Origin of the sequence: Enterobacter cloacae complex sp. ECL411 (assembly GCF_021869665.1) — a bacterium.
GTDB lineage: Bacteria > Pseudomonadota > Gammaproteobacteria > Enterobacterales > Enterobacteriaceae > Enterobacter > Enterobacter intestinihominis.
The window spans coordinates 4,617,603-4,630,752 of the sequence record NZ_CP091486.1; the positions used below are offsets into that span (position 1 = coordinate 4,617,603).

Below are 13,150 nucleotides of genomic sequence, written 5' to 3' on the forward strand. Positions count from 1 at the left end.
GGGAGAGGGCCGGGGTGAGGGGCTCAGACCGCACCACCCCTCCCCCTCCCCACTCTGTGATAAACTTCGTGCAATTCCTTTTGATTGTACGAGTACCTCATGAAACGTGAACTTGCTATCGAGTTTTCCCGCGTCACCGAAGCTGCCGCCCTCGCAGGCTACAAGTGGCTGGGCCGTGGCGACAAAAATACCGCAGACGGCGCAGCCGTCCACGCCATGCGCATTGTGCTTAATCAGGTCAATATCGATGGCACTATCGTCATTGGCGAAGGCGAAATCGACGAAGCCCCGATGCTCTACATCGGTGAAAAAGTCGGGACGGGCAAAGGCGATGCGGTGGATATCGCGGTCGACCCGATCGAAGGCACGCGCATGACGGCGATGGGCCAGGCCAACGCGCTGGCGGTGCTGGCGGTGGGCGATAAGGGCTGCTTCCTCAACGCGCCAGATATGTACATGGAAAAACTGATTGTCGGTCCTGGTGCTAAAGGCGCTATCGACCTTAGCCTGCCGCTGGATGCCAACCTGCGCAATATCGCAGCGGCGCTGGGTAAACCGCTCAACGAACTCACCGTGACCATCCTGGCGAAACCGCGCCACGACGCCACCATCGCTTATCTGCAAGCACTCGGCGTGCGCGTATTTGCCATTCCTGATGGCGACGTTGCCGCCTCTATTCTGACCTGCATGCCGGACAGCGAGGTCGACGTGCTTTACGGCATCGGCGGCGCGCCGGAAGGTGTGGTCTCTGCGGCAGTGATCCGCGCGCTGGACGGCGATATGCAGGCGCGTCTGCTGCCACGCCATGAGGTCAAAGGCGACAGCGTCGAGAACCTTCGCATTGGTGAAGACGAACTGGCGCGCTGTGCGGCGATGGGCATCGAGGCCAATAAAGTGCTCGCGCTGAACGAGATGGCTCGCAGCGATAACGTGGTCTTCTCCGCAACCGGCATCACCAAAGGCGATCTGCTGGATGGCATCACCCGCAAGGGAAACATGGCCACCACTGAAACCCTGCTGATCCGCGGCAAATCCCGCACCATTCGCCGCATTCAGTCCATTCATTATCTCGACCGCAAAGACCCGGACGTACAGACGCACATTCTGTAAAACCGTTTGATCGATAGAGCTTTCCGGCCCGAATGGGCTGGAAATGTTTCCCACAAGTACGGAAGATAGAAGAGAGAAACAGCACAGGAGAAGATCATGGCGGACTGGGTAACAGGTAAAGTCACAAAGGTACAGTTCTGGACCGATGCGCTATTTAGCCTCACGCTGCACGCTCCCGTTCATCCGTTTACCGCCGGGCAGTTTGCCAAGCTCGGGCTGGATATCGACGGTGAACGCGTACAGCGCGCCTACTCTTACGTTAACGCGCCTGATAACCCGGATCTCGAGTTCTATCTGGTCACCGTCCCGGACGGTAAGCTCAGCCCGCGCCTCGCCGCGCTGAAACCGGGCGATGAGGTGCAGATTGTCTCCGACGCGGCGGGGTTCTTCGTGCTGGATGAAATCCCCGACTGTGACACGCTCTGGATGCTGGCGACCGGCACGGCCATCGGCCCGTATCTCTCTATCCTGGAGTACGGCAAAGATCTGGAGCGCTTTAAGAATATCGTGCTGGTTCACGCCGCGCGCTACGCCGCAGACCTGAGCTATTTGCCGCAGATGCAGGCGCTGGAACAGCGATATGGCGGGAAGTTAAAAATTCAGACGGTGGTCAGCCGCGAAATCGCAGCTGGCTCGTTAACCGGCCGCGTTCCGGCGTTGATTGAAAGCGGCGCGCTGGAAGAGGCGGTGGGTTTACCGATGAATACCGAAACCAGCCACGTGATGCTGTGCGGTAACCCGCAGATGGTGCGCGATACGCAGCAACTGCTGAAGGATACCCGGCAGATGACGAAACACCTTCGCCGCCGACCGGGCCATATGACCGCCGAACACTACTGGTGATCAGCGGTACTTCACCTCAAGGGTATCTTTTCCGTATTTGTTCTCGCTCTGGGTGCCAATAAACGCACCCAGTTCGACAACCATCATCACAAAGATAACCGTCGGCAGCAGTCTGCCCACCACCCACGGGAGGATGGAGGGCAGCATTGACCAGTTCCCCGCCACCAGCATCCACGCCAGAATAATCAGAAAAGCCCAAGCGCCGGAGCGACCGCGATCGTGCAGACGTTTCACCACCACGGCGGCGGTTGGCCACAGTAAACAGACCAGCGCAAAAGCCGCAGTTTGCGTGCTCAGCCAGGCGTTATAGGCAACAAAAAACAGAAGCAGCATGGCGACAACCCACGCTGCCATCCAGATCCAGAAGTCACGGCGTCCAATACGCCCTTTGAATGAAAACAACCACTGCTGTATGGTCATGTAAGGTTCCTTATTATTGTTTAGCCCGCATTTTACCCTGGAGTTGTGACCTTTTGACAAGCCGACCAGATATCGTTTTAATCATGGGCAATAACGGCCAGGGGTAATGTTGATGAAAAGTTCGGCACACTCTCTTTATTTGTGTTTAGCGATGCTGAGCGCCAGTTTTTCTCAGCACGCCGCGGAACCGGCTTCCCCGGTCACCGCCCCCTACCTTCTGGCGGGCGCCCCCTCTTTCGATCAATCTATCAGCCAGTTCCGCGAAGCCTTCAATAAAGAAAACCCCTCGCTTGCGCTGGGAGAGTTCCGTGCGATTGACGGTGCCCGCGATACGCCAACCCTGACCCGCGCTGCCAGCAAAATTAACGAGAATCTATATGCTTCCACTGCCCTTGAGCGCGGAACGTTAAAAATCAAAAGCATGCAGATCACCTGGCTGCCGATTCAGGGCCCAGAGCAGAAAGCGGCGAAAGCGAAAGCGCTGGAGTATATGAGCGCTATTCTGCGCGCCTTTACCCCCACCTTCACGAAAGCGCAAAGCCAGCAAAAGCTGCAAAAACTGCTTACCGCCGGGAAAAACAAACGCTATTACGCGGATACGGAAGGTGCCGTTCGCTATGTCGTCGCAGATAACGGCGAAAAGGGGCTGACCTTCGCGGTTGAACCGATTAAGCTGGCCCTATCAGACGCACTCGAGGGGGCGAATTAATGACAAAAAGCAAAGCCTTTCGAGGGAAAATCTCTATACTGATTCACAGACCATGCTGCCCTTAAGGGTGGCCATATTCCTTAATTCGCTTATTGAGCGTGGAGAATTGAAATGCGACATCCTTTAGTGATGGGTAACTGGAAACTGAACGGCAGCCGCCACATGGTAAACGAACTGGTTGCTAACCTGCGTAAAGAGCTGGCTGGCGTGACCGGCTGCGCGGTTGCTATCGCTCCGCCGGATATGTACCTGGATCTGGCTAAACGTGCCGCTGACGGCAGCCACATCATTCTGGGCGCGCAGAACGTTGACGTTAACCTGTCTGGCGCGTTTACCGGTGAAACCTCCGCTGAAATGCTGAAAGACATCGGCGCGAAATACATCATCATCGGCCACTCTGAGCGTCGCACCTACCACAAAGAATCTGACGAGTTCATCGCGAAGAAATTCGCTGTGCTGAAAGAGCAGGGTCTGATCCCGGTTCTGTGCATCGGTGAAACCGAAGCAGAAAACGAAGCGGGTAAAACCGAAGAAGTGTGCGCACGTCAGATCGACGCTGTGCTGAAAACCCAGGGCGCGGCAGCGTTCGAAGGCGCGGTTATCGCTTACGAGCCAGTCTGGGCGATCGGTACCGGCAAATCTGCAACTCCAGCGCAGGCACAGGCGGTGCACAAGTTCATCCGTGACCACATTGCAAAAGCAGACGCGAAAGTGGCTGAGCAGGTCATCATCCAGTACGGCGGTTCCGTTAACGCATCAAACGCAGCTGAGCTGTTCACCCAGCCAGACATCGATGGCGCGCTGGTTGGCGGCGCATCCCTGAAAGCAGACGCTTTCGCGGTGATCGTTAAAGCGGCAGAAGCGGCTAAGCAGGCGTAATTGCCTTTGGGGCGGGTGGCGCTTCGCTAACCCGCCCTACAAAACCACTACAAACGTCCTAATACGCTAAACCACAAATAATCCAGCGGCAGCAGCACCAGATACGTCGCAATCGCCAGCGCCAGGCAGAGCAGCATCCCCGCCTTCGCAGGCACTTTCCCTAAGCCCATCGCCACCACAATCGGCGACGCCTGATACGGCAGCAGCGGCGTGGAATACCCCAGCACCTGAATCATGATCACCGACAGAAGCGGGAAGCCGGTCGCGTCGGAGAAGCTCTGCGCCAGCGTGGTGTACAGCGCCGGAACGCCGTTGGCGGTCATAATGAAGTTGAGCGCCGTGGTGATCCCCGTCAGCGCCAGGAAGCTGGTAAACGGGCGGTCTGCATCCAGCGGCATGATATGGAGCAACGCCTCGCCTACGGCCGCACCGATACCGGTCTGCGTCACCGTAATGGCCAGCCCGAGTATACCCGCGACGTAAATACAGGTGCGCATATTCACCCCCGCCGAGAACTCCTCACCGGTGATAAAACCAATGCGCGGGAGCAGGACGATGACCGAGGCCGCCAGCCCTGTCCACGCTGGGCCCACGCCGTGCCAGCTCTCCGTTACCCACATCGTCAACACCACCGCCAGCAGCCAGGCGAGTCGTTTTTCGTCACGCCCCATCGGTTCAGACGGCGTCAGATCCTTCGCTGGTTTCGGGCTACCGGGGAACAGCCAGCAGATCAGGCCAATCAGAATCAGGCCTTTGAGAATACCCAGCACCGGCGTGTGCAGCAGCAGATACGGGACATAGTTGAGGTGGATGCCGTATGAGCCCTCCGCCGCGCCGCTCATCACCAGGTTTGGCACGTTAGCGGGCAAAATAGTGGCCGAGAGCTGGAAGGTGCCAAACCCGACCGCCAGCGCCAGGCCAAACCAGGCCCGCGAGCCATCAGGAATGCCGGCCCGCTTCGCCATCGCGGCGACAATCGGCATCAGCAGCGCAATACGTCCCATGTTCGACGGCATCACGAATGCCAGGGCATAGCTCAGCAGCACAACGCTTGCCACCATCAGCACCCAGGAGTCGGTAAGCTTTGCCGACAGCGCCCGGGCGGCCCTGTCCGCCAGGCCGGTTTTCCGAATCGCCACGCCCAGCACAAAGCCGCTGAACACCAGCCAGAAGGCAGACGAGGCGAAGCCGCCAAAGATCACTTCCGGCGGGGCGATTCTGGCGGTCATCGCCGCCGTAAAGAACAGCAGCGCGGTGATAAATTCCGGCAACAGCGACGTCGCCCACAGCACGATGGTGACGCCGACGATCAGCGAGGGAAGCAGCAGAGGATGCGTTAACCAGAGCGACATACCTGTCTCCTGTAGAATTTTTCAGCAAGTCTACGGCGACAGGCAGGGCGAGTAAACGCTATTTATGGTGGGGTCACTTCAGGATATCGCATTGATGATCCTGCAATTCCTCAGCCGACGCGCGGTTAAAGGTAAGCAGGTTACGCTCTGTCGCCAGCAGTACAAACGAGCCGTCCGACTGCTGCGCCATCGCCAGCGCGAAGCGTCCCATATGGTCGCGCGCTTCCGGCAGTTCTTCCGCCAGCATCATAAACGGGCTGCGCTGCACCAGTTCGTTCTCCGTCACCCGACGGGCAAGGTACTCATGCCCTTCCAGCCCGCCCGGAAGCGGTAGCCACTGGGTGCTGATTTGCCCCTGCGCCGCGTTCAGCTTCTCGCGCACGTCCGGGCGCAGGCAGGAGATGTGGATATGAAAATGGTTCTGCGTGCGTCCGGTCGGGGAGTTGATGGTCAGAGAAACAGCGCTGTCAGTCACGTCGGCTCCCCGTTTCATGCTCATAAAATGACGAGACTGCCATGCCAGCCAGAAGAAATTCGGTGTCTGAGGCTCAGTCAGCAGCGGGCTTTCGGTGCCGTTGATACGGTACGTGGGCATCAGGAGGTATTGCAGCGGTCCGTTGCGGTCCTTGAACACCACGTAGCCCGCATCTGGCTTCACCTGCGCACACGGTGCCGGGTTACGGTTATGCAGCTGGTTGGGCACACACTGGTCGAGAACGATATGACGCAACGCATTCGGATTACCCGCTTTCATCCAGTACACGCCGCCTGCGGCAAGGGCGATAACGATCAGAATCAGTAAGATAATTTTTTTCACAACGCGTTCCCTGTTTTCAATAGAGGCAAAAGAGTAACGCAAAATGATGACCAAATAAAAAACCCGGTGGATTTCTCACACCGGGTTACCGTGTCGTTCTTTGTAAAACGCTTAGCGCTTGCTGATCTGGTCGAAGGTGCCGCCGTTAGAGAAGTGCTCTTTTTGCGCTTTGGTCCAGCCGCCAAAAACATCATCGATAGTGAACAGCTTCAGTTTCGGGAAGGCGTTTTCGTATTTCTTCGCGACGGCCTCATCGCGCGGGCGGTAGAAGTTTTTCGCCGCAATTTCCTGCCCTTCCGGTGAGTAGAGGTACTTCAGGTAGGCTTCCGCCACCGCTTTGGTGCCCTTCTTATCAACAACCTTATCGACGACGGAGACGGTCGGCTCAGCCAGGATGGATTCGCTCGGGGTCACGATCTCGAATTTGTCTTTACCCAGCTCGTTGGTCGCCAGCAGGGCTTCGTTTTCCCAGGCAATCAGCACGTCGCCGATGCCGCGCTCGACGAAGGTGTTAGTTGCGCCGCGCGCGCCGGAGTCCAGCACTTCGACATTTTTAAACAGCGCTTTCACGAATTCCTGCGCTTTAGCCTGGTCACCGTTGTTGTGGTGCAGGGCGTAGCCCCAGGCCGCCAGGTAGTTCCAGCGTGCGCCGCCGGAGCTTTTCGGGTTCGGCGTGATGACAGACACGCCCGGCTTAATCAGGTCGTTCCAGTCTTTAATCTGTTTCGGGTTGCCTTTGCGCACCAGGAAGACAATGGTCGAGGTGTATGGCGCAGAGTTGTCCGGCAGGCGCTTGATCCAGTTTTTGTCGATACGGCCACGCTCCGCGATCGCGTCTACGTCATAAGCCAGCGCCAGGGTAACCACATCGGCTTCAATGCCGTTGATCACCGATGTCGCCTGCTTACCTGAACCGCCGTGAGACTGGCGAACCACCACGTTATCGCCGGTTTCCTGTTTCCAGTGCGCCGCAAAAGCTTTGTTGTACTGGTCGTACAGTTCACGCGTCGGATCGTACGACACGTTCAGTAACTGAATGTCCTTTGCCAGAACGCTGGTCGATGCCAGCAATAATGTTAACCCCACGCCCCATTTATTCATCGCCCGGCTCTCTTGTGTAGTGTTTTGATGAATGCAGCGTGCCAGAAAGCTAACCGATGATTAAAGAATAAAAAAAGATTGGCTATAACGTGGAGAAATAAAAAAAGGATGGGCACAAAAAAGCCGGGTGGCGGCTACGCCTTACCCGGCCTACGATCCGTGCTTTTGTAGGCCCGGTAAGCGCAGCGCCACCGGGCAACAGAGCCGATCAGTACAGTTTTTTCGCGCAGTCCAGCCAGTCACCTTTGAACGGACGCTTCATGTTTTCAATGGCGTCGATGATGTCATGGTGAACCAGTTTCTCGTTCTGAATACCGACGCAGCGGCCGCCGTGGCCCTGTAGCAGCAGCTCGATCGCGTACGCACCCATGCGGGACGCCAGGATACGGTCGTACGGGCCTGGGGAACCGCCACGCTGAATGTGACCCAGAACGGTCGCGCGGGTTTCGCGTTTGGTTTCGGTTTCGATGTACTTCGCCAGCTCGTCAACGTCACAGATGTGCTCGGTGATAGCAACGATGGCGTGTTTCTTACCTTTCGCGATGCCGGCTTTGATCTCTGCGACCAGATCTTCACGGCTGAACTCTACTTCCGGAACTACCACGAACTCACAGCCACCGGCAATGGCCGCTGCCAGGGTCAGGTCACCGCAGTAACGGCCCATCACTTCAACAATGGAAATACGCTGGTGAGAGGAAGAGGTGTCACGCAGGCGGTCAATCGCTTCCACAACGGTACCCAGCGCGGTGAAGTAACCGATGGTGTAATCAGTGCCTTTGATGTCGTTGTCGATAGTGCCAGGCAGGCCGATGCACGGGAAGCCCATTTCAGTCAGACGTTTTGCACCCATGTACGAGCCGTCGCCGCCGATAACCACCAGCGCATCCAGACCCCGTTTTTTCATGTTTTCGATAGCCACTTCACGGATGTGTTCGTCACGGAATTCCGGGAAGCGCGCGGAACCGAGGAAAGTACCGCCACGGTTGATCATGTCAGACACGCTGTAGCGGTCGAGCTGAACCATGCGGTCTTCATACAGACCCAGGTAACCGTCATAGATACCAAAAACTTCCAGACCTTCCGTCAGCGCTGCACGGACAACCCCACGGATTGCCGCGTTCATGCCCGGCGCATCACCGCCGCTTGTCAACACACCGATTTTCTTAATCATGACTACCTCTGAACTTAGGAATGCAAAATTGAAATCTGCTGCCGGAAGAAACTGTTCAACCGTCGAATACTGCAAATAGTATATCAATCCCTTCCAGCTGAATTGATTCAGGTCAGGCCATATGGTGGTAATTTATCCACAAAATGCTGGTCTGGCTCACTTTTTTACAACGAATTACGAAAGCTCAAAACGCCCTGGGGACGACAGAGCACGGATCCTGGTGAATAATGACGTCTGACCCAGGGAAACGCTGCAAAATCGCCTGCTCCACCTGTTCAGCGACCATATGCGCCTGAAACAGTGGCAGGTTGTCTTCCATTTCCAAATGAATCTGAATAAAGCGGGTCGGCCCTGACTGCCGCGTACGAAGATCGTGAGCACCACTGACGCCAGGCCAGTGGGTCACGATGGCATAAATTTCATCACGTTCTGCATCCGGAAGCGCACGGTCAAGAAGCGACTGTACCGCGTCATACCCCATCCGCAACGCGCTGTATAAAATATAGATCCCTATCCCTAACGCAAACAACGCATCGGCACGATGCCAGCCATACCAGGCCAGACCGAGCGCAATAAGAATAGCCCCATTCATCATAACATCAGACTGATAATGAAGCATATCGGCCCGTACAGCCTGGCTTTGTGTTTTGCGTACAACCCAGCGCTGGAACGTTACAAGAACAAGTGTGCTTATAAGTGCAACTACGGTTACGACCACACCAACGCCCGGATCGTTCATCGGAGAAGGCGAAATAAGATGCTGAATGCCGGTCAAAAACAGGAAAAGCGCGGAGCCAGAAATAAACATACTTTGTGCCAGCGCGGCCAGCGATTCCGCTTTGCCGTGGCCAAACGTATGCTCTTCATCCGCCGGTTGCAGCGAATAGCGCACCACCAGCAGGTTGGTCAGCGAGGCGGCAATATCCACAAGTGAATCCACCAGCGCCGCCAGAATACTAACCGACCCGGTGTACCACCACGCGAAAATTTTAATGATCAGCAAACACGACGCCGTCACCGTCGCGGCTATTGCGGCCCGGCTTACCAGCCGTCCATAGGATTGATTCATAAACACTCCTGTCATGCCATGGCGCTAGTATAACGGATGGCGGTGGAGTGAAAGGATGAATAAAGCGTTAACAACACTGAACGATGGGCAAAAAAAACCCCCACATCATGTGGGGGAAGACAGGGATGGTGTCTATGGCAAGGAAAACAGGGTTTACTGGTTACTACGGGTACTGCTATTGCTACTGAAAAGCGTCATATCTGAGCTTCGCTGCATCCGTGCAACCTCACGCAACTGGTTCATACGTTGCTGATGTTTGGTATTCAAAACCGCTTGCTGCTCGGGCGTTAGCAGGTGGAACATCTGGTTGCGAACCTTCGCCATTTCTACCTGGCGGGCAACCTGTTCCTGCGCCATTTTTTCTGCCTGAGCGCGTACAGCGCTTTCGTCAAAATTTTCTGCGGTGACAAGGCGATGCATTGTCTCCATTTCGCTAACATTAACAGGGGGCTGGTCGTGTCGTGCCCTCTGCATCAGATCTCGCATCTGTTGACGCTGATGTTCGGTTAAACTTATGCCGTCAAACATATGGCTTTGGCTGCTGTGCTGCGTTGCGCCCTCTGCTGAGGAACCGTTATCGCTGTTGATAGCTACAGCAGCCTGGCTAAACGCACAGAAGGCCAGCGTTGAGGCCATGACGGCAGCGGTAACTTTGCGCATCACTTGCTCCCAAAATCTTTCGTGTCGCGATTCAACGAGAGACAGTCTACGATTCAGGCTGCAAACATGCGTCAGGGGGTGTAAAACAACGTAAAGTCATGGATTAGATAGCCTTGATGTCGTAATTTCTGCCTCGGAGGTATTTAAACAATGAATAAAATCCTGTTAGTTGATGATGACCGAGAGCTCACATCTCTTTTAAAGGAGTTGCTCGACATGGAAGGTTTCAACGTCCTGGTTGCCCATGATGGGGAACAGGCGCTGAGTCTCCTTGACGACAGCATCGATTTACTTTTGCTCGACGTCATGATGCCGAAGAAAAACGGTATTGATACGTTGAAAGAGCTTCGCCAGACACACCAGACCCCCGTCATTATGCTGACCGCACGCGGCAGCGAGCTTGACCGCGTACTCGGCCTTGAGCTGGGTGCGGATGACTATTTACCTAAGCCGTTCAACGACCGTGAACTGGTGGCCCGTATTCGCGCGATCCTGCGCCGCTCTCACTGGAGCGAGCAGCAGCAGAATACCGACAACAGCTCACCTACGCTGGAAGTGGACTCCCTGAGCCTGAACCCGGGCCGCCAGGAAGCGAGCTTCGACGGTGAAACGCTGGAGCTAACCGGCACCGAGTTCACCCTGCTGTATCTGCTGGCGCAGCATCTCGGCCAGGTGGTGTCGCGTGAACACTTAAGCCAGGAAGTGCTCGGCAAACGCCTCACCCCGTTTGACCGCGCCATCGACATGCACATCTCTAACCTGCGCCGTAAGCTGCCGGAGCGTAAAGACGGTCACCCCTGGTTTAAAACCCTGCGTGGTCGCGGTTATCTGATGGTTTCCGCTTCATGATAGGCAGCTTAACCGCCCGCATCTTCGCCATCTTCTGGCTGACGCTGGCACTGGTTTTAATGCTCGTTTTGATGTTGCCAAAACTCGACTCACGCCAGATGACGGAGCTACTCGACAGCGAGCAACGTCAGGGCGTGATGATCGAGCAGCACGTGGAAGCGGAGCTGGCAAACGATCCGCCGAACGATTTAATGTGGTGGCGCAGGTTGTTTCGCGCTATCGACAAGTGGGCGCCCCCCGGACAACGTCTTTTACTGGTCACCAGTGAAGGCCGCGTGATTGGGGCCGATCGCAATGAAATGCAGATTATCCGCAACTTTATTGGCCAGGCGGATAATGCCGATCACCCACAGAAAAAGAAATATGGTCGGGTAGAGATGGTCGGTCCTTTCTCGGTGCGGGATGGGGAAGACAATTACCAGCTCTATCTGATTCGCCCTGCGAGCAGTTCACAGTCCGACTTTATCAACCTGCTGTTTGACCGTCCGCTTTTGCTGTTGATTGTCACGATGCTGGTCAGTTCCCCGCTGCTGTTATGGCTGGCGTGGAGCCTGGCGAAACCGGCGCGTAAGCTGAAAAATGCGGCGGACGAAGTGGCGCAGGGCAACCTGAGGCAGCATCCGGAGCTGGAATCCGGGCCGCAGGAGTTCCTGGCCGCCGGAACCAGTTTTAACCAGATGGTGAGCGCGCTTGATCGAATGATGACGGCCCAGCAACGTCTGCTGTCGGATATCTCCCACGAGCTGCGGACGCCGCTCACGCGTTTACAGCTGGGTACCGCCCTGCTGCGCCGTCGCAGCGGTGAGAGCAAAGAGCTGGAGCGTATTGAGACGGAAGCGCATCGCCTGGACAGCATGATCAACGATCTGCTGGTGATGTCGCGTAATCAGCAGAAAAACGCGCTGGTGAGCGAAACGGTGAAAGCCAATCACCTCTGGCATGAGGTGCTGGACAACGCGGCCTTCGAAGCGGAACAGATGGGCAAATCCTTCACCGTCAATTTCCCGCCGGGCCCGTGGCCGCTGTACGGTAACCCCAACACGCTGGAAAGCGCGCTGGAGAATATCGTGCGTAACGCCCTGCGCTACTCGCACACGAAGATTGAAGTGGCGTTTTCGGTGGATAAAGACGGGATCACTATCATCGTGGACGACGACGGTCCAGGCGTCAGCCCGGAAGATCGCGAGCAGATTTTCCGTCCGTTCTACCGTACCGACGAGGCGCGCGACCGTGAATCTGGCGGTACGGGGCTGGGTCTGGCGATTGTTGAAACAGCCATGCAGCAGCACCGTGGCTGGGTGAAAGCCGATGACAGCCCGCTGGGCGGTCTGCGGTTAACGCTGTGGCTGCCGCTGTATAAGCGTTCGTAATCCCCTCACCCTAACCCTCTCCCCATAGGGGAGAGGGGACGGCTCGGTGCGGTCTTTTCACCCTCGCCCCTTTGGGGAGAGGGCCGGGGTGAGGGGCAATTATTTCCCCCATAATCTCCGCGAACTGCTCTCGATCTTGCCGCTTATCCGCCGCTTCTGCATCGTTCTGGTCCAGCTGGTGGATAATCCTGCCGCTGACAGCAGGCGGTGAAACTGTTCATCGTCGAAGGGCATATGCCAGGCAATGGCACAGGCCTCGAATACCGACACCTCACTCAGGCGCGAAGCCAGCTCAATCGGCGCATCCGCCGAAACCTGTCCCGCCTGCACAACGCGATACAGCCAGCCGGTTTTACCCGCGTTTTGCAGCTGGGCCGACATATCCTGAATGCCAAAATGGTAGTTAAGTTTGAAGCACGGCGAGCGCGGCTGGGTGACCTGAATCAGAGCATCGCCCCAGCGATAAATATCGCCAATAAAGACGTTCTTCTCCGTCAGCCCTTCCGTTGAGAGATTTTCGCCAAACGCGGGGGCGACGAAAAGGTCCGCCTGTTCAGGAAATTCGGTTTTCCAGTGCTGATAGTGCTCGCGCGGATAGTGGCACAGCGCGCGATCGGGCCCGCCGTGGATTTTCTTTTCGGCCTGCTGGTCGCCCGCCAGACCAAGCTCGGTAAGCGTCAGCTCACCGTCGACCTGCACTTTGGCGATAGCGCTAGGGCGACTGCCTTCGTACTCCCTTACCTTGCCTGTAAACACATTCACCGGGTAATGCATCTCCACTCCTTCAGATACAAAAAAAG

General features: G+C 56.4%; 14 protein-coding genes. 6 read left to right on the top strand and 8 right to left on the bottom strand.

Going from position 1 to position 13,150, the window contains the following annotated elements:
* Nucleotides 1-99 precede the first annotated feature (99 nt).
* Nucleotides 100-1,110: a class II fructose-bisphosphatase gene (gene glpX, locus L3069_RS22105; RefSeq protein WP_038416928.1), complete on the top strand. Its 1,011-nt coding sequence runs from the start codon at nucleotides 100-102 to the stop codon at nucleotides 1,108-1,110.
* Nucleotides 1,111-1,206: 96 nt separating this feature from the next.
* Nucleotides 1,207-1,953 (top strand): ferredoxin--NADP(+) reductase, encoded by a 747-nt coding sequence (gene fpr / locus L3069_RS22110; protein WP_038416929.1) that lies wholly within the window; start codon nucleotides 1,207-1,209, stop codon nucleotides 1,951-1,953.
* Here the strand turns inward: fpr and L3069_RS22115 are convergent, their stop codons facing one another.
* A complete protein-coding gene (locus L3069_RS22115; RefSeq protein WP_022649804.1) occupies nucleotides 1,954-2,373 on the bottom strand; it encodes a DUF805 domain-containing protein in 420 nt (139 codons plus the stop codon).
* 112 nt (nucleotides 2,374-2,485) lie between these two features.
* Between L3069_RS22115 and L3069_RS22120 the strand changes: the two genes are divergently transcribed.
* Nucleotides 2,486-3,082: a DUF1454 family protein gene (locus tag L3069_RS22120; protein ID WP_038416930.1), complete on the top strand. Its 597-nt coding sequence runs from the start codon at nucleotides 2,486-2,488 to the stop codon at nucleotides 3,080-3,082.
* Nucleotides 3,083-3,193: 111 nt separating this feature from the next.
* Nucleotides 3,194-3,961, top strand: coding sequence for a triose-phosphate isomerase (tpiA, locus tag L3069_RS22125; protein ID WP_003862019.1), 768 nt, complete (start codon nucleotides 3,194-3,196; stop codon nucleotides 3,959-3,961).
* Between the two features lie 47 nt (nucleotides 3,962-4,008).
* Here tpiA and L3069_RS22130 read toward each other — a convergent pair whose 3' ends face one another.
* The 6 genes from L3069_RS22130 to cpxP form a co-directional block, all read right to left on the bottom strand.
* Nucleotides 4,009-5,313 carry an SLC13 family permease gene (locus L3069_RS22130; RefSeq protein ID WP_038416931.1) on the bottom strand — a complete coding sequence of 435 codons (1,305 nt, stop codon included), beginning with the start codon at nucleotides 5,311-5,313 and terminating at the stop codon, nucleotides 4,009-4,011.
* 73 nt (nucleotides 5,314-5,386) lie between these two features.
* A complete protein-coding gene (locus tag L3069_RS22135) occupies nucleotides 5,387-6,130 on the bottom strand; it encodes a CDP-diacylglycerol diphosphatase (protein WP_038417088.1) in 744 nt (247 codons plus the stop codon).
* A 111-nt stretch (nucleotides 6,131-6,241) separates the two neighbouring features.
* Entirely contained in the window at nucleotides 6,242-7,231 is a 990-nt protein-coding gene (locus L3069_RS22140; protein WP_023298902.1) for a sulfate ABC transporter substrate-binding protein, read from the bottom strand.
* 208 nt (nucleotides 7,232-7,439) lie between these two features.
* On the bottom strand, nucleotides 7,440-8,402 hold the full coding sequence (gene pfkA / locus L3069_RS22145; protein ID WP_003862009.1) for a 6-phosphofructokinase: 963 nt from the start codon (nucleotides 8,400-8,402) through the stop codon (nucleotides 7,440-7,442).
* A gap of 184 nt (nucleotides 8,403-8,586) precedes the next feature.
* Nucleotides 8,587-9,471, bottom strand: coding sequence for a CDF family cation-efflux transporter FieF (gene fieF / locus L3069_RS22150; protein ID WP_038416932.1), 885 nt, complete (start codon nucleotides 9,469-9,471; stop codon nucleotides 8,587-8,589).
* Nucleotides 9,472-9,624: 153 nt separating this feature from the next.
* Entirely contained in the window at nucleotides 9,625-10,131 is a 507-nt protein-coding gene (gene cpxP / locus L3069_RS22155; RefSeq protein WP_023305089.1) for a cell-envelope stress modulator CpxP, read from the bottom strand.
* A 150-nt stretch (nucleotides 10,132-10,281) separates the two neighbouring features.
* Between cpxP and cpxR the strand changes: the two genes are divergently transcribed.
* Nucleotides 10,282-10,980 (top strand): envelope stress response regulator transcription factor CpxR, encoded by a 699-nt coding sequence (gene cpxR / locus L3069_RS22160; RefSeq protein WP_003862004.1) that lies wholly within the window; start codon nucleotides 10,282-10,284, stop codon nucleotides 10,978-10,980.
* Nucleotides 10,977-12,350: an envelope stress sensor histidine kinase CpxA gene (gene cpxA, locus L3069_RS22165; RefSeq protein ID WP_022649811.1), complete on the top strand. Its 1,374-nt coding sequence runs from the start codon at nucleotides 10,977-10,979 to the stop codon at nucleotides 12,348-12,350. Before cpxR ends, cpxA begins: the two co-directional genes overlap by 4 nt.
* Before the next feature lie 99 nt (nucleotides 12,351-12,449).
* On the opposite strand, the gene yiiM is transcribed toward cpxA, so the two are convergent.
* Nucleotides 12,450-13,124: a 6-hydroxyaminopurine reductase gene (gene yiiM, locus L3069_RS22170; protein ID WP_038416933.1), complete on the bottom strand. Its 675-nt coding sequence runs from the start codon at nucleotides 13,122-13,124 to the stop codon at nucleotides 12,450-12,452.
* Nucleotides 13,125-13,150 lie beyond the last annotated feature (26 nt).

Excerpts from the sequence above, each read along its gene's own strand:
- glpX (WP_038416928.1), top strand. The coding sequence starts at position 100 with ATGAAACGTGAACTTGCTATCGAGTTTTCCCGCGTCACCGAAGCTGCC.
- fpr (WP_038416929.1), top strand. The coding sequence starts at position 1,207 with ATGGCGGACTGGGTAACAGGTAAAGTCACAAAGGTACAGTTCTGGACC.
- L3069_RS22115 (WP_022649804.1), bottom strand. The coding sequence starts at position 2,373 with ATGACCATACAGCAGTGGTTGTTTTCATTCAAAGGGCGTATTGGACGC.
- L3069_RS22120 (WP_038416930.1), top strand. The coding sequence starts at position 2,486 with ATGAAAAGTTCGGCACACTCTCTTTATTTGTGTTTAGCGATGCTGAGC.
- tpiA (WP_003862019.1), top strand. The coding sequence starts at position 3,194 with ATGCGACATCCTTTAGTGATGGGTAACTGGAAACTGAACGGCAGCCGC.
- L3069_RS22130 (WP_038416931.1), bottom strand. The coding sequence starts at position 5,313 with ATGTCGCTCTGGTTAACGCATCCTCTGCTGCTTCCCTCGCTGATCGTC.
- L3069_RS22140 (WP_023298902.1), bottom strand. The coding sequence starts at position 7,231 with ATGAATAAATGGGGCGTGGGGTTAACATTATTGCTGGCATCGACCAGC.
- pfkA (WP_003862009.1), bottom strand. The coding sequence starts at position 8,402 with ATGATTAAGAAAATCGGTGTGTTGACAAGCGGCGGTGATGCGCCGGGC.
- fieF (WP_038416932.1), bottom strand. The coding sequence starts at position 9,471 with ATGAATCAATCCTATGGACGGCTGGTAAGCCGGGCCGCAATAGCCGCG.
- cpxP (WP_023305089.1), bottom strand. The coding sequence starts at position 10,131 with ATGCGCAAAGTTACCGCTGCCGTCATGGCCTCAACGCTGGCCTTCTGT.
- cpxR (WP_003862004.1), top strand. The coding sequence starts at position 10,282 with ATGAATAAAATCCTGTTAGTTGATGATGACCGAGAGCTCACATCTCTT.
- cpxA (WP_022649811.1), top strand. The coding sequence starts at position 10,977 with ATGATAGGCAGCTTAACCGCCCGCATCTTCGCCATCTTCTGGCTGACG.
- yiiM (WP_038416933.1), bottom strand. The coding sequence starts at position 13,124 with ATGCATTACCCGGTGAATGTGTTTACAGGCAAGGTAAGGGAGTACGAA.